This is a genomic window from Pseudomonas sp. J452, assembly GCF_024666525.1.
Taxonomy (GTDB): Bacteria; Pseudomonadota; Gammaproteobacteria; order Pseudomonadales; family Pseudomonadaceae; genus Aquipseudomonas.
In genome coordinates this window covers 1,078,998-1,094,263 of the sequence record NZ_CP088294.1, presented here as the reverse complement: position 1 = coordinate 1,094,263, position 15,266 = coordinate 1,078,998, and the positions used below count along the sequence as shown (strand labels likewise).

The following is a 15,266-nucleotide window of genomic DNA, read 5'->3' as shown; positions in this document are numbered from 1 at the left end:
GCCCAGATCGACGGCCTTGCGCGGTCAGTCGGGCTGGCGCCGGCCCCAGAACTGCTCGACCAGCAACTGCAGGCGCTCGGCCAGGCCGGCCACGTGCTCGGCGCTGCTGCGGCTCTGGTCGCTGGCCACCACGGTGCTTTCGTTGGCCTGGCGGATGCCGCAGAGGTTGCGCTGGATATCGTCGCCCACCGCGCTCTGCTGCTCCACGGCGGCGGCGATCTGGATGCTCATGTCGCTGATCTGGCCGACCCGCTGGGTGATGCCGTCGAGGGACTGGCTGGCCTGCAGCGCCTGCTTGACGCTGGCACCGGCCTGCTGCTGGCTGCGCTGCATGGCCGCTACGGCCTGGGCGGTGCCCTGCTGCAGGGTGGCGATGATGGCGTTGATCTCGGCGGTGGACTGCTGGGTGCGCGAGGCAAGGCCGCGCACTTCATCGGCGACCACGGCGAAGCCGCGTCCGGCCTCCCCGGCGCGGGCCGCCTCGATGGCCGCGTTGAGCGCCAGCAGGTTGGTCTGCTCGGCAATGCCCTGGATCACTTCCAGCACCTGGTTGATCTTCTGCCCATGCAGTTCCAGCTGGTGGATCACCTGGCTGCTCTGCTGCACCTCGCCGGCCAGGCTGGCGATCAGCTGACGGGTCTGCTCGACCAGTTGCAGGCCATTGCTGGTCTCCAGATCCGCCGCGCTGGCGGCGCTGGCACTGAGCTGGGCGTGCCGTGCCACCTCCTGCACGCTGGCCGCCATCTGGCCGATGGCGCTGGCCACCTGGGCGGTCTCGCCCTGTTGCCGCAGGCTGGCCTGGCTGCTGCTGTCCACCGCGGCCGCCAGTTCGCTGGCTTCCTGGCTGAGCTGGCGCGCCGAATCGGCGATGCGCCCGACCACCGCGCCGGACTCGGCCTGCAGGCTGCGCAGGGCGAAGGCCAGCTGGCCAAACTCGTCATTGCGTGCGCTGTACACCCACTGGCTCAGCGGGTTGTCGGCGAGGCGCCGGGCCTGCTCGGTCAGGGCGCGCAGCGGGCGCAGGCCCAGGTGCAAAACGCCGCCGAGCAGGGCCGCGAGGCCCAGGCCGCCGGCCACGGCCGGCAGCAGTGGCAGGGCTCCGCTCAAGCCGAGCGCTGCCGCCACCGCCAGCAGCGGAGCGGCCGTCAGCAGGCTCAGGCGCGCGGCCAGGGTCAGCCGCGGCGGGCGCAATTGGCGCGGCGTACGCCCCTTGATCAGCTCGGCATAGAGCTGTTTGGCGCGCGCTACCAACTCCGGCTCGGCGCGGGTGCGCACCGACTGGTATTCCACCACCTGGCCGTTGCGCAGCACCGGCGTGGCATAGGCGCTGACCCAGTAGTGGTCGCCGTTCTTGCAGCGGTTCTTCACCAGGCCCATCCATGGCCGGCCGTTTTTCAGGGTCTGCCAGAGGTGGGCGAAGGCCGCCGGTGGCATATCCGGGTGGCGCACGATGTTGTGGTTGTGGCCGAGCAGCTCCGCCTCGCTGTAGCCGCTGATGGCGATGAAGTCCGGGTTGACGTAGCTGACCGCGCCCTTGAGGTCGGTGGTGGAGAGGATGTTGGCGTGGGCGGGGACGTCCACCGCACGCTGGCTGACCGGCAGGTTGATCTTCATGGCTGGACTTCCTCGCAGGTGTGGGAGGTGGCGCCTGGCAGCTGGTTGCAGAGCCCGGCGAAACAGTCTTCACCGTTGAACAGGCGCTGCAGTTCGGCGGCTGGGCGTGGGTGGCTGAACCAGTAGCCCTGGGCCAGGTGGCAGCCTTCGGCGCGCAGGAATTCCAGGTGGCCGGCATGCTCCACGCCTTCGGCCACCACTTGCAGACCCAGGCTGTGGCCCAGGCCGATGATGGCCCGGCTGATGGTCGTCTGGTCGGCATCCTGCGGTGCGCCGTTGATGAAGCTCTTGTCGACCTTGAGGATGTGCAGCGGGAAGCGCTTGAGGTAGCCGAGCGAGGAATAGCCGGTGCCAAAGTCGTCGAGGGCCAGGCGCACGCCGAGGCTGGCCAGTTCGCGCAGGGTGATCAGGGTGGCGGTGCAGTCCTGCATCAGCTGGCTCTCGGTGATCTCCAGCACCAGGCTGGCCGGCGGCAGGCCGCTGTCCTGCAGGATCTGGGTGACCCGGGCGACAAAGTCGTCCTGCTGCAACTGGCGGCTGGACAGGTTCACCGAGCAGCGCAGCTGCACCTGCCCGCCCAGTTGCCAGGCACGCACCTGGCGGCAGGCCTGGGCCAGCACCCAGTCACCGACGCGAAGGATCTCGCCGGACTCTTCCAGCGAGGGGATGAACTCCTGCGGCGGCACCAGCGCGCCGTCCTGGCGCCAGCGCAGCAGGGCCTCGACTCCGATCAATTGCGGGCTGTCCTCATCGATACGGCAGATCGGCTGGTAATGCAGGACGAATTCGTCGCGGTCGAGTGCCTGGGCAAGGGCACTTTCCAGCTCCAGCTGGCGCCGCGCGCTGGTCTGCAGCTCGGCGCTGTAGCGGGCGAACTGCGCCTTGCCGGCCTGCTTGGCGCGGTACAGGGCGAGGTCGGCGGCCTGCAGGGCATCCTGCGAGGCATCGCTGGCCTGCAGCGCGGCAATGCCGATGCTGGCGCTGACCACCAGGGTCTGCTCGGCCAGGTGCAGCGGCAGGTGCAGGCTGTCGAGCATGCGCTGGGCGACCTGCTCGGCGTCGCTGGCGCAGGCCAGGTCGCAGAGCAGCACGACGAATTCGTCGCCGCCGAAACGGCACAGGTGGTCGCCGGGGCGCAGGCACTGGCTGAGGCGCCGGCCGACCTCGACCAGCACCTGATCGCCGCAGGCATGGCCGAGGCTGTCGTTGATCAGCTTGAAGCGGTCGAGGTCGATGAACAGCAGCGCGGCCTGGCGCGCGCCGACCTTGCCCAGTTGCTGCAGCGCCTGCGCCAGCAGTTCGTCGAGGCGCAGGCGGTTGCCCAGGCCGGTCAGCGGGTCGTGGCGGGCGGCGTGGCGCAGCTGCTGCTCGACCGCCTTGCGCGCGCTGATATCGCTCTGCGAGCCGGCGATCCGCCGTTGCCCATCGGCATCGCTTTGCGCCACGCCGCGCGCCAGCACCCACAGGTAGTCGCCGCGGCTGCGGCGCATGCGGTACTCGTGGTGCAGCAGGGCGCTGGCGCCGCTGAGGTGCGCATCGATGGCCTGGCGCAGGCCGGGCAGGTCGTCCGGGTGGACCCGCGAGAACCAGCTGGCGCTGCCTTCGCCAAGGCTGTCGCGGCTGAGGCCGAGCATGCCCGCCCAGCGCTCCGAGACGTACAGCCGGTCGTGTTCCAGATGCCAGTCCCAGATGCCGTCGTTGGCCCCGCGCAGGGCCCGGGCGAAACGCGCCTCGCTGTCTTCCAGGGCCTTGCGCTGGGCGGCGCTGTAGGTGTCGATGGCCGGGGTCATGTCGAAGAACACCGCCTTCAGCAGGCTGGCGTACAGGCTGCGCTGGGCGTCATCGGGGAGCAGCGCGCTGAGCATCGAGTCGAGGTACAGGCGGTAGCCGCCCAGGTACCACTTCAGCTCCACGCCGGCGAGCTGGTGGATCAGGCCGATGCGCAGGCGGCTGGCCAGGTAGTCGCTGTCATAGGGGCCGCGCCACAGGCGCTGGTAGTAATCCAGCTGGCTGTGTTTGAGACGAGCCAGGGTGGCTTCGTTGCTGATCAGGCTGGCCGGCCCGGGAAACTCGCCGAGGTGCTGGTAGAGCCGCTCGACGAAGGCCTGTTGCGCCGGCGCCATGGTCTCGGCCACGGCGTTCAGGCGTGCCGCATCGGCGGCCTGCCAGCCGAGCAGGCGGCAGCGCTCAGCGGCCTCGGCCTGATCCAGGCCGAGGCGCTGCATCAGTTCCTGGAGTGCTGTAATCGAACCCATTGGTTCTCCCTGTTGCTTTATTGCGGGCATAAAAAAAGCGCCGGACGCCACGTTCTCGGGGAACATGGCGTCGCGGCGCTTCGTCTTGCAGGCCCTTGTGTCCTGCCCGGCAAAGCCGGTCTCCGCGGGTGGGCGGAACCTACTGCGGTGTTTTCTACCTTATTGCGTGGGTCCTGACAATTCGCCTAACAGCTGTTCCAGGCGCTGGCGCAGGTCCGCCAGATCGCGTGACTTGAAGGCATGCCGGGAGCGTTCGAGCACCTCGATGGCATCGGCCAGGGTGGCATGCAGGGCGGCGTGAGCCGGCAGTGGCCAATCCTGCAGCCAGCGACACAGCGGCGCCTGGCTGCAGTCTTGCGGGCGCGCCAGCACGGCGCAGTCCAGCCCGTCGCTGTGCAGCAGGCGCCGCACGCGGCAGGCCATCTGCTGGTCGTTATGGGTGATCAGGATGCTGGGGATCGTTCGCGGCATGACTGCGGGACGCGCGCTGGTTTTCGTGTGGTCACTCTAGGTGGCCCCTGGCAAGCTGGCTTTGACCTGAGTCAAGGCCAGGGTTGCCGCCGGTCGCTGCCGTTCTCGCAGAGTAGGCGCCGCTGCCACGCTTTCACCGTGCTCGCTCCGGCGCCTTGCTGGTAACCTGACGCTCTTTGCAAAATGCCCGACAGCCCATGCTCAACCTCTTCCACGCCCCCGACCTGGAAACCCTCGGCGCCCTGGCCACGAGCCTGCTCGCCCAGCCGCAACGCGACCCCTTCGCTCCGGCGCGGGTGGTGGTGCCGAGCCAGGGCATCGGCCGCTGGCTGACCTTGCAGCTGGCGCGCGAACAGGGCATCGCCATGCAGCTGGAAGTACAGCTGCCCTCGGCCTTCGTCTGGGAGCTGTCGCGGCTGGTGCTGGGTCAGTTGCCGGAGCAGTCCGCCTTCACCCCGCTGACCCTGAGCTGGCGCCTGTACGACTGGCTGTGCGAGCCGAGCAATCTGGAACGTGCACCGCGCCTGGCGCGCTACCTGGAAGGCGGCGACGAGCGCCGCCGGCTGTCCCTGGCCACGCGCATCGCCGACGTGTTCGACCAGTACCTGCTGTATCGCGACGACTGGCTGGCCGCCTGGGAGCGTGGCGAACTGTGCGAGCTCGGCGCCGACGAAGCCTGGCAGGCCCTGCTCTGGCGCGAGCTGACCGCCGACGGTCACCCGCACCGCGCGCGCCTGCTCGATGACCTGCTGCAACGCCTGTACGACGCCACGCCGATTGCCGGCTTGCCCGAGCGCCTGCTGGTATTCGGCATCAGCAGCCTGCCGCCCCATCACCTGCGCGTGCTCGAAGGCCTGGCCCGGCATACCGAGGTGGTGATCTTTGCCCTTAACCCCTGCCGCGAGGCCTGGGGCGAGATCCGTGATATCCGCGAGCTGGCCAAGCAGCCCCAGAGCGCAGCGATTTTTCAAGCGATGAGCCCGGACGAGTGGTATCTGGACGTCGGTCACCCGCTGCTGGCCAGCCTCGGCAAGCAGGGCCGTGATTTCTTCGACAGCCTGTTCAGCCTGGCCTCGGCCGAAGGCGGGCAGGAAACCGGCTTGTACAGCGAAGACGCCGACCTGCTCGACGACAGCCTGCTGCACGCCCTGCAGCACGATATCCTGCGGCTCAGAACGCGTAGTGCGGACGAGCGCATCGAACTGCGCGCCGATGACCGCTCGCTGGAGCTGCATATTGCCCACTCGCCGCTGCGCGAAGTGGAGATCCTGCATGACCAGCTGCTCGCCCGCTTCGCCGCCGAGCCGCACCTGACTCCCGACCAGGTGGTGGTGCTGACCCCGGATATCGAGCGCTACGCGCCTTATATCGAGGCGGTGTTTGCTCCGCGCGAAGGTGCGCCACGCATTCCCTTCAGCCTGGCTGACCGCAGCCTGCGCGCCGAACTGCCGCTGCTGGAAGCCTTTATCGACCTGCTCGCCCTGCCCGAGAGCCGCTTCGCCGCCGAGGAAATCCTCGCCTGGTTGGAGCAGCCGGCCATCGCCCGCCGCGCCGGCATCGAGCAGGAGGACTTGCCTCTGTTGCGCGACTGGCTGCGCGACGCCGGCGTGCGCTGGGGCCGCGATGCCGGCCACCACGCCGCCCTCGGCCTGCCGGCAGACAACGCCTTCACCTGGGCCCAGGGCCTCGACCGCCTGTTGCTGGGCTTCGCCGCGCCGCCGCAACTGGCCGGCGACGGCATTCCGCTGCTCGGCGACAGCCTGCCGCTGGATGCCCTGGAAGGCGCGCGCGGTCAGCTGCTCGGCCGCCTCTGTGCCTTCGTCAGCAAGCTCGCCGGCTTGGCCGAGAGCCTGCAACGCGCCCGCCCGCTGGCGGACTGGGCGCTGGACCTGCAGGCACTGATCGACAGCCTGTTCGACGAGCGCGAAGCCGGCGATACCTTGTTGCTGCTGAGCCAGAGCTGCGCCGCCCTCGCCCGCCAGGCCAGCGACGCCGGCATCGCCCGGCCGCTGGAACTGGCCCTGGTGCGTCAGCAGCTCGGCACGGCGCTGGAGGCCGGCGGCGGGGCCTCGGGGTTTCTCACCGGCGCGGTGACCTTCTGCACCATGGTGCCGATGCGCAGCCTGCCGTTTCGCCTGGTCTGCCTGCTCGGTCTGGACGACGGCGCCCTGCCACGCCGCACCCCGGCGGCCGGCTTCGACCTGATCAGCCACAAGCCGCGCCGTGGCGACCGCGCGCGGCGCCTGGACGACCGCTACCTGCTGCTGGAAACCCTGCTCTCCGCGCGCGACGGCCTGTACCTCAGCTACGTCGGCCGCGACCCGCGCGACAACGCGGTGCTGCCGCCTTCGGTGCTGGTCAACGAACTGCTCGAAGCGGTCGACCTCACCGCCGTCGCTCCTTGTAGGAGCGAGCTTGCTCGCGATCCCGCCAGCACTGACGCATCGCAGCCGAAAGAGCGCAAAGCCAGCGCCGCGATCACCGTCGCCCACCCGCTGCAGCCCTTCGCCCCTGGCAACTTTCAGCAATCGGGCCAGCAACTGGGTTTCGCCAGTTCCTGGTTCCGCGCCGCTCAACGCCTGGCCGAGGCACCGTTGCTGACCCCGCCACCCTTCATCACCCAGTTGCCGGAGCCGGGCGAGGACTGGTTGACCATCGAGCCGGCGCAGCTGCTGCTGTGTTTCCGCAACCCGGCGCGCTTCCTCCTCGAGCAGCGCCTGGGCCTGCGCCTGGCCGACGCCGAGGAAGCCATCGCCGCGGACGAGCCGTTCGCCCTCGAAGGCCCGGCCCGGCGCGGCCTGCGCCACCTGGCCCTGCAGGCGGTGGAGCGCGACTGGAGCGAGCAGCAGGAACGCCGTATTGCCCGCGCCGCCGGCTGGCTGCCCACCGGCGAGCTGGGCCATGCGCTGTGGGGCAAGCTGCGCGGCCCGGTGCGTGCCTTCGCCCCACGCCTGTTCGAAGCGCGTCCCGCGGAAGCGCCGCAACCGCTGCTGGTGGATATCACCCTGGCCGGCGTGCGCCTGCATGGCTGGCTGGATGGCGTGACCAGTGCTGGTCTGTTCGACTGGCGCCTGAATGCGCCGAGCGCCTGGGACCTGCCCGGTTTCTGGCTGCGCCACCTGCTGCTCAACGTCGCCGCCAGCGACGGTATCGCCCGCGACAGCCTGTTGGTCTCGCCGGCCGGCGACTGGCAGCTCGGCGCCCTGGCCAACCCCCGTGAGCTGCTGCAGCCCTGGCTGGCCGCCTATCGCGAGGCACTCAGCGCGCCGCTGCCGTTCCTGCCGCGCAGCAGCCATGACTTCGCCAAGGCCCTGGTCACCCCCAGCGCACGGAGCAAAAAGGAACCCATCGACGCCGCCCGTGGCGCCGCGCAGGCCGCCTGGCTCGGCGCCGACTTCAGCCCGATCCCCGGCGAGGCCCTCGACCCCTGGAACGCCCTGGCCTTCCGCGAACGCGAACCGCTGGGCGAGCGCTTCGAACAACTGGCCGAACAACTGCTCGGCCCGGCGCTGTTGGCCCTGGCCGCCGACGAGGACGACGCATGAGCCTCGACCTGCAGACCTCATCCTTCACCGGCCGCTCGCTGATCGAGGCCAGCGCCGGTACCGGCAAGACCTGGACCCTGACTGCGCTGTACGCGCGGCTGCTGCTGGAGCAGCAACTCAGCGTCAGCCAGATTCTGGTGGTCACCTACACCACCGCCGCCACTGCCGAGCTGCGTGAACGCATTCGCGCGCGCCTGGCCGAGCTGCTGGCGGTCTATGAAGGCACGCCGAGTAGCGACCCGTTCCTCAGCGAGCTGCATAGCCGCCACCCCGGCGAGGACGCGCGTCGGCGCTTGCTGCTGGCCGTGCACGGCTTCGACGAGGCGGCGATCTTCACCATCCACGGCTTCTGCCAGCGCGCCCTGCAGGACGCTGCGTTCGAGGCCGGGGGGGACTTCGACAGCGAGCTGACCCAGGACGACCGCGAGGTGCTCGACGCCCTGCTCGCCGACGCCTGGCGCCATGTGCTGGCGGCGGCCGATCCGGCCTGGGCGCGCTTCCTGGCCAAGCAGAAGATCACCCCGAGCAGCCTGCGCCAGGCCCTACGCAGCCACCTGGGCAAGCCCTACCTGCGCATCGAGCCGCGCGAGCCGTTGAGTGGCGACGAGTTGAACGCCGCCAGCACTGCCTGGGAACGTGCCGAACAGCTGTGGCGCGAGCAGGGCGCGGCTTTCGTCGCCTTGCTGCGCGAGCATGGCGGGCTGAGCCAGAGCACCCACAAGCTGGCCAAGTTGCCGGTGTGGACGGCCGAGCTGGACGCCTATTTCGCCGACCCGGCGGCGCTGTTCGAGCAGCCCGATGGCCTGGCCAAGTTCGGCGCGGCAGCGCTGCACAAGGCCACCAAGAAAGGTTTCGACGCGCCGCAGGGCGCCCTCGCCGAGGCCTTCGACGAACTGGCCGAGGCGCTCGGTGTCGCCGTACCGGCCGGCCGCCAGCGGCTGATCGCCCTGCAGGTCGAACTGCTCGACAAGCTCAACGCCGAACTGCCGGCGCGCAAGGCGGCGCAGCGCCTGCTGGCCTTCGACGACCTGCTCAATCGCCTCAACGAGGCGCTGCACGGCCCGGCCGGTGCGGATCTGGCCACGACCCTGCGCACGCAATACCCGCTGGCGCTGATCGACGAATTCCAGGACACCGATCCGGTGCAATACCAGATCTTCGATCGCATCTACCGCGAGGGCGGCGACCTGTGTTTCGTGGGGGATCCCAAGCAGGCGATTTACGCGTTTCGCGGCGCCGACCTGGCCACCTACCTCACCGCCCGCGATGCCGCCGCGCGGCGCTATGACCTGCCGTTCAACTACCGCTCCACGCCGCAACTGATCGACGCGCTGAACCGCCTGTTCGCCCGTCCGCAGCCGTTCGCCGAACAGGGCCTGGACTACCCGCCGGTCAGTGCCGGGAAAAAGTCGCGGGCAGATCTGGTGCTGCCGGACGAAGCCAACGGCGCGCCGCTGGCGCTGGTCTGGCTGGCTGACGACGGCCTGAACAAGGGCCGCGCCGGTGAGATCGCTGCCATCGACACCGCCCAGCGCATCGCCGGGCTGCTGGCCGCCAGTGGCGAGGGCACGGCCTATTTCGATGACAAGGGCGTGCGTACCCCGCTGCGCGGTGGCGATATCGCCGTGCTGGTCGCCAGCCACCGCGAGGCGGCGAGCATCGCCGAGGAGCTGGCCGTGCGAGGCGTGCCCAGCGTACGCCGCGGCCGCGACAGCGTGTGGCATAGCGAGGAAGCCGCCGAGCTGGCCGCCGTGCTGGCCGCCTACGCCGAGCCGGGCCGCGAGGGTGTGCTGCGCTATGCCCTGGCCAGCCGCCTGCTCGGCCGCGACGCCGCGCAGCTGGCGCGCTGCCAGGATGACGAACGTGCCTGGGACAAGGAGCGCGCCGACGCCGAGCAGTATCACCAGCTGTGGCAGCAGCACGGTTTCATGCGCGTATTCAGGGCCTGGCTGGATCAGGAACAGGTGGCCGAACGCCTGTTGGCCGGCATCGACGGCGAACGCCGGCTGACCAACCTGCTGCACCTGGCCGAGCTGCTGCAGACCGAGAGCCTGCAACGCCCCGGCCTGGAGGCCCTGCTCGCCTGGTTCAACGGCCAGCGAGGCAGCGAGGGCGCCGGCGAGGATGCCCTGCTGCGCCTGGAAAGCGATGCCGAGCGGGTGCAGATCGTCACCATCCACACCTCCAAGGGCCTGGAATACCCACTGGTGTTCTGCCCCTTCCTGTGGGACGGCCGTCTGCTCGGCCAGCACACCGACAGCGCCCGTTGCCATGATGAAGATGGCCAGCCGCTGCTCGACCTCGGCAGCGCCCGCCTCGACGAGCACCTGCAGACCGCTCGGCGCGAGGTATTCGCTGAGAAGCTGCGCCTGACCTACGTGGCCCTGACCCGCGCCGAGCACCGCCTGTGGCTGCACTGGGGCCCGGTGGCCGTGCCCAAGCCGAAGAAGGACGGCGGCCTGCCCGACGAAGGCCTGCACAGCAGCGCCCTGGCCTGGCTGCTGCACGGCCGCGAGCTGGGCGGTGCCGACGCCCTGGGCGAGCTGGCCGGTCACCTCAACGACAAATCCGCCAGCGCCCTGGCCAGCGAGCTGGATCAACTGGCCGAGGGCAGCGCAGGGATGATCGCCCGCGTGCCACTGCTTAACCGCGAGGCCTGCGCCGCCGGCGAACAGCGCGCCACGCCGCCCGCCCGGCTGCAGCAGTTCCAGCGCAGCCTGCACAGCGCCTGGCGCATCGGCAGCTTCTCCGGCCTGGCGGCCGGCATGCATATGGAGGCGCCGGATCGCGACGGCCTGGTGATGCCGGATGCCAGCGAGCCAGGCAGCGGCTTCTTCGCCTTCCCCCGTGGCGCGCGTGCCGGTACCTGCCTGCACGCCATCCTCGAAGACTGGGCGCGCGGCAAGGCGCCCCTGGCCGACCTGGTCGAGCCGGCGCTGAGCGCCCACGGCATCAACGCCGAACTGTGGACAGCCATCGCCAGCGCCCATCTGCAACAGGTGCTGGACAGCGACCTGGACGGCAGCGGCCTGACGCTGGCCAGCCTGCAGGCGGCGCGGCGCCTGCCCGAGCTGGGCTTCACCTTCCCGGTGGCCGACCTGGACGTGCAGCGCCTGCGCGCGATCCTGGTCGACCCGGCCATGGGCCTGGCCGAGCCGCTGCGCCAGGCCGCCGAACGGCTGGAGTTCGACAGCCTCAAGGGCTTCCTCAAGGGCTTCATCGACCTGACCTTCGAGCACGACGGACGCTGGTACATCCTGGATTACAAGTCCAACTGGCTCGGCCCGGACGCCAGCCACTACGGCGGCGAGCGCCTGCTGCAGGCCCTGGCCGGCGAGCATTACTACCTGCAGTACCTGATCTACCTGGTGGCGCTGCGGCGCTTCCTCCGTCAGCGCCTGGCCGACTTCCACGACGAGCAGCTCGGCGGCGCCTACTACCTGTTCCTGCGCGGCATGCCTCAGGCCGGGGTGTACTTCGCCCGGCCCAGTGACGAACTGCTGGATGCGCTGGATAACCTGTTCGCCGGAGCTTCCTCATGATTGCCGTAGGGCGGGTGCAACCCGCGTTGTTATCCGCATCGCGGGCCGCGGGTTCCACCCGCCCTACGGTCCTGTTTGCGGAGGGCCAGTGATGCGCACCGCCCCTGTAGGAGCCAGCTTGCTGGCGATGCTTTTCATCACGCCGCCACGGATCGCCAGCAAGCTGGCTCCTACGGTCGCGGAGGTGGCGCGATGAGCCTGCTGGACCTGCCCCTCGGCCCGCTGGAGCGGGCGCTGGTCGACAGCCTGCGCCGTCTCGACCCGACGGCAACGGACAGCGTGCTGGCCGCCGCCGCGCTGTGCTGCGAGGCGCTGGGCCAGGGTGATGTCTGCCTGCCACTGGCGCGCCTGGCCGGGCAGCGGCCGTGGGCGGAGTTCGCCTTTGTCCTGCCAGCGCTGGGCGAATGGCGCACGCAGCTGGAAGCCTCAACCCTGGTCGGCGCCCCCGGCGATTTCGCCCCGCTGACTCTCGACGGTTCGCGCCTGTACTTGGCGCGCTACCAGGCCTACGAAAGCCAGCTAGCCCACCAGCTGCTGGCCCGCGCCGTCGACCTGCCGCAGGTCGACGAAACCGTGCTGACGGAGAGTCTGGCGCGCCTGTTTGCCTTCAACCAACAACAACCCGACTGGCAACGCTTGGCCGCCGCACAGGCGGTGCGCCGGCGCCTGGCGGTGATCTCCGGCGGGCCTGGTACCGGCAAGACCACCACCGTGGTGCGTCTGCTCGCAGCGCTACTTGAACAACCCGGCGGTGCCCAGCTAGCCATCGGCCTGGCCGCGCCGACGGGTAAAGCGGCTGCACGTATGGCCGAGGCGATCCGCAATGCCAAGGCGGCGCTGCCGGTCAGCGAAGCGATCAAGGCCGCCCTGCCGGAAGAGGCGCGCACCCTGCACCGCCTGCTCGGCAGCCGTGGCGACACGCCCAAGGTGCGTCACGACGCGGCGCGGCCGCTGGCGCTGGACGTGCTGGTGGTCGACGAAGCCTCGATGGTCGACCTGGCGCTGATGGCCAAGCTGGTCGATGCCCTGCCGCCGCACGCGCGGCTGATCCTGCTCGGCGACAAGGATCAGCTCGCCGCCGTGGAAGCCGGCGCGGTGTTCGCCGAGCTGTGCGAGGGCCGCGGTTTCGACGCCGCTGCTGTGGCCGAGCTGCAGCGCATCACCGGGCAGGTCGTGCCGGTCGAGCCGCCGCGCTCCAGGCTGGGCGACGCAGTGGTGCTGCTGACTCACAGCCACCGTTTCGCCGGCGACAGCGGCATCGGCGAGCTGGCGCGGCGGATCAATAGCGGCGACGCGCCCGGCACGCTGAACCTGCTCAGGGAACAGCGCGCCGACCTGCACTGGCAGGCGCAACCGACCCCGGCCGCCCTGCTGGATCGTCTCGACCAGGGTTATCGACCCTATCTGCAGGCGGCCCGCGCGGGCGATCCGGCCCAGGCCTTCGCGGCCTTCAACGCTTTTCGCGCCCTCACCGCCCAGCGTGAAGGGCCGTGGGGCGTCAGCGGCCTCAACGAGGCGCTGGAGGCGCGGATCAAACGCCGTTACAGCCTGGCCGAACGCGAGCGCTGGTACCCCGGCCGCGCGGTGATGGTGCGGCAGAACGACTATGCGCTGGGCCTGTTCAACGGCGATATCGGCCTGTGCCTTCACGGCGAGCACGGCCTGCGCGTCTTTTTTGAAAGCGGGGGCTCAGGCGAAGACGGCTACCACGCCTTCGCCCCGGCGCGCCTACCCAGCCACGACAGTGCCTTCGCCATGACCGTGCACAAGAGCCAGGGCTCGGAGTTCAGCGAAGTACTGCTGGCCCTGCCCGAGCTGCCCAGCCCGCTGCTGACCCGCGCGCTGTTCTACACCGGCATCACCCGCGCCAAGCACAAGGTTGAAATCTGGGGGCTGCCGGCGCGCCTGAGCGAGGCGGTGAACACCAAGGCCGAACGTGCGGCGGGGTTGGCGGAGCGGCTGGGGGGGCAAGAGGTACGACCTGGTGTGCCACCGGCGCAGGGACAGTTGGACTTGTTTGGCTAAGCTGATAGCACCTTGAATACGGGGCGGGTAATCCCGCTCAGCTCGGCCTTGGTTTGCCAGGTTAAGGAATGCGCATGCGTGGAGTTGTGCTGTGTTTGCTGCTCGCCTGTCTGTGCCGCCCGGCACTGGCATCCGCCGAAACCATGCGTTTAGTAACCGGTGACGATTATGCGCCGTTCACCGGCCAGCAGTTGTCCGGGGGTGGGCTGCTGACGCAGGTGGTGCAGGCCGCGCTGGCCCAGATCGAGGTTCAAGCCGAGCTGGAGTGGCACCCCTGGAACCGCGGCATGCAAATGACCCTGAAGGCTGAATACGACGCCACCTTTCCCTATGTCTACACGGTTGAGCGTGGACAGGACTATCTGTACAGCGACCCCCTGACGGTGATCGAGCAGCATCTGTTCAGTCGCGCAGGCGAAGTCTACGAAGTCAGTAACCTGGCCGCATTGACCGGTAAACGCCTGTGCTACCCCCTGGGTTGGCAGTTGCCGGCTGCGATTGACCAGATGATCGAACAGGGCTTGCTGACACGTCACTCCCCGATAGGGCTGCCCCAGTGTGCCCGTCTGCTGTTGCTCAACCGCGATGATGTCTTTGTTGCCGATAGCATGATCGGTGCAGGTGCGTTGAGTCAGGCAGGCGTTTTGCCTAGCCAGTTCCACCGCTCACAGAGCACCTTCCCGTCGACCAGCCTGCACCTTCTGGTGTCTCGCCAGCACCCTCAAGCCGAGAAGCTTATCGCCGTATTCAACCGTGGCCTGGCGTCGCTGCGCACGAGCAACCAGTACGAACAATTGGTTATCAACTATCTGAATGCGCCAACCGGGCCGTGACCGGTAGTTGGTCCGTTCTCGGCTTGTCTGGGGCAACAGCCGCTTTACCGGCATGGATCCAGTGATCTCGATAGGACGTGACTTGTCGCCAAGTGTCGACAGGTCGCCTGGCTAAACTCGCCTGCCCCGGTTGCATCTGCCCGCCCGCTCGCGAAGAATGCGCCAAGCCCTGCCGGCCGTGGCGCCGGTGCACGATGGATTGCACGCAGATCGCAAGGAGTTGTTCATGTTCAGCCGCCTCGCCAATGTCTTCAAAGGCATCCTCTCCCTGTTCATCAAGGACCTGGAGCGCAAGAACCCGGAAGCCCTGCTGGAACTGGAGCAGGAGAACCTGCGCAAGCAGATCGCCAACTTCAACCAGGGCCTGGCCGCCCATGCTGGCCTGGCCGAGCGCCTGATGAGCCAGGTGCGCAAGCAGGAAGCCGAGGAGCGCGAGCTGCACGCGCGCACCACCGCGCACCTGCGTGCCGGTAACAAGTCGGCGGCCGCGCAAAACGCCCTGCGCCTGCAGAGCCTGGCCCGCGAGCTGGAAGAGAATCGCCGCCAGCTGGCCCAGGCCGAAGAGACCTACCAGAACCTGACCAAGGCCCGTGAAGTGGCGGTGAATGCCGCGCGCAGCAAGATCGAGGCGCTCAAGGGCGCGATCAACGACATGCGCATGAAGACCGCCATGGCCGAGATGAACGAGATGGCCGCCGGCATGGTCAGCACCATCGGCGGCTCCGGCGACACCCTCAACCGCCTGCACGAGATGGTCGAGGAAGAGCGTACCAAGGCCGCCGGCCGCGCGCGCATGGCCCGCGACTCGATGGACATGAGCGAAGTGAACCTCAAGGAAGCCGAGATGGACGCCCTCGCCGACCAGGCCCTGGCCGAGTTCGCGGCCAAGGAAGGCATCGCCCTGCCCGGCCAGGAAGCCAGCGCGGCGCCCGAGGCCAACCGCAGCATGGGCGGCAATCCGCAATCGGAAAGCCAATAAAC

At 69.2% G+C, this 15,266-nt stretch carries 7 protein-coding genes and 2 pseudogenes; 5 read left to right on the top strand and 4 right to left on the bottom strand.

All coding sequences use genetic code 11. The annotated features are described in order from the left end of the window. Positions 1–24 precede the first annotated feature (24 nt). The 4 genes and pseudogenes from LRS11_RS22420 to LRS11_RS04845 all read right to left on the bottom strand — a co-directional run. Positions 25–552 (bottom strand): annotated as a pseudogene (locus LRS11_RS22420) (methyl-accepting chemotaxis protein); the annotation flags it as partial. Between the two features lie 357 nt (positions 553–909). Then, positions 910–1,614: pseudogene (locus LRS11_RS22415) on the bottom strand (PAS domain-containing protein); the annotation flags it as partial. After that, positions 1,611–3,869: an EAL domain-containing protein gene (locus tag LRS11_RS04850; RefSeq protein ID WP_260495776.1), complete on the bottom strand. Its 2,259-nt coding sequence runs from the start codon at positions 3,867–3,869 to the stop codon at positions 1,611–1,613. The gene LRS11_RS04850 and the pseudogene LRS11_RS22415, both read right to left, overlap by 4 nt. A 159-nt stretch (positions 3,870–4,028) precedes the next feature. Beyond that, positions 4,029–4,340 carry a hypothetical protein gene (locus LRS11_RS04845; protein ID WP_260495775.1) on the bottom strand — a complete coding sequence of 104 codons (312 nt, stop codon included), beginning with the start codon at positions 4,338–4,340 and terminating at the stop codon, positions 4,029–4,031. A 197-nt stretch (positions 4,341–4,537) separates the two neighbouring features. Here LRS11_RS04845 and recC point away from each other — a divergent pair, with 197 nt between their 5' ends. The 5 genes from recC to LRS11_RS04820 all read left to right on the top strand — a co-directional run bounded on the left by recC (position 4,538) and on the right by LRS11_RS04820 (position 15,264). Continuing rightward, positions 4,538–7,885 (top strand): exodeoxyribonuclease V subunit gamma, encoded by a 3,348-nt coding sequence (recC, locus tag LRS11_RS04840; RefSeq protein WP_260495774.1) that lies wholly within the window; start codon positions 4,538–4,540, stop codon positions 7,883–7,885. Beyond that, positions 7,882–11,427, top strand: coding sequence for an exodeoxyribonuclease V subunit beta (recB, locus tag LRS11_RS04835; protein WP_260495773.1), 3,546 nt, complete (start codon positions 7,882–7,884; stop codon positions 11,425–11,427). The genes recC and recB overlap by 4 nt, the downstream gene beginning before the upstream one ends. A 192-nt stretch (positions 11,428–11,619) precedes the next feature. Next, a complete protein-coding gene (gene recD / locus LRS11_RS04830) occupies positions 11,620–13,452 on the top strand; it encodes an exodeoxyribonuclease V subunit alpha (RefSeq protein WP_260495772.1) in 1,833 nt (610 codons plus the stop codon). A 74-nt stretch (positions 13,453–13,526) separates the two neighbouring features. After that, entirely contained in the window at positions 13,527–14,285 is a 759-nt protein-coding gene (locus tag LRS11_RS04825; protein ID WP_260495771.1) for a substrate-binding periplasmic protein, read from the top strand. Positions 14,286–14,511: 226 nt separating this feature from the next. Beyond that, positions 14,512–15,264 (top strand): PspA/IM30 family protein, encoded by a 753-nt coding sequence (locus LRS11_RS04820; RefSeq protein ID WP_260495770.1) that lies wholly within the window; start codon positions 14,512–14,514, stop codon positions 15,262–15,264. Positions 15,265–15,266 lie beyond the last annotated feature (2 nt).

Bases quoted from the DNA above. Each gene is read 5' to 3' on its own strand.
- recD (WP_260495772.1), top strand. From the start codon at position 11,620: ATGAGCCTGCTGGACCTGCCCCTCGGCCCGCTGGAGCGGGCGCTGGTC.
- LRS11_RS04845 (WP_260495775.1), bottom strand. From the start codon at position 4,340: ATGCCGCGAACGATCCCCAGCATCCTGATCACCCATAACGACCAGCAG.
- recB (WP_260495773.1), top strand. From the start codon at position 7,882: ATGAGCCTCGACCTGCAGACCTCATCCTTCACCGGCCGCTCGCTGATC.
- LRS11_RS04820 (WP_260495770.1), top strand. From the start codon at position 14,512: ATGTTCAGCCGCCTCGCCAATGTCTTCAAAGGCATCCTCTCCCTGTTC.
- recC (WP_260495774.1), top strand. From the start codon at position 4,538: ATGCTCAACCTCTTCCACGCCCCCGACCTGGAAACCCTCGGCGCCCTG.
- LRS11_RS04825 (WP_260495771.1), top strand. From the start codon at position 13,527: ATGCGTGGAGTTGTGCTGTGTTTGCTGCTCGCCTGTCTGTGCCGCCCG.
- LRS11_RS04850 (WP_260495776.1), bottom strand. From the start codon at position 3,869: ATGGGTTCGATTACAGCACTCCAGGAACTGATGCAGCGCCTCGGCCTG.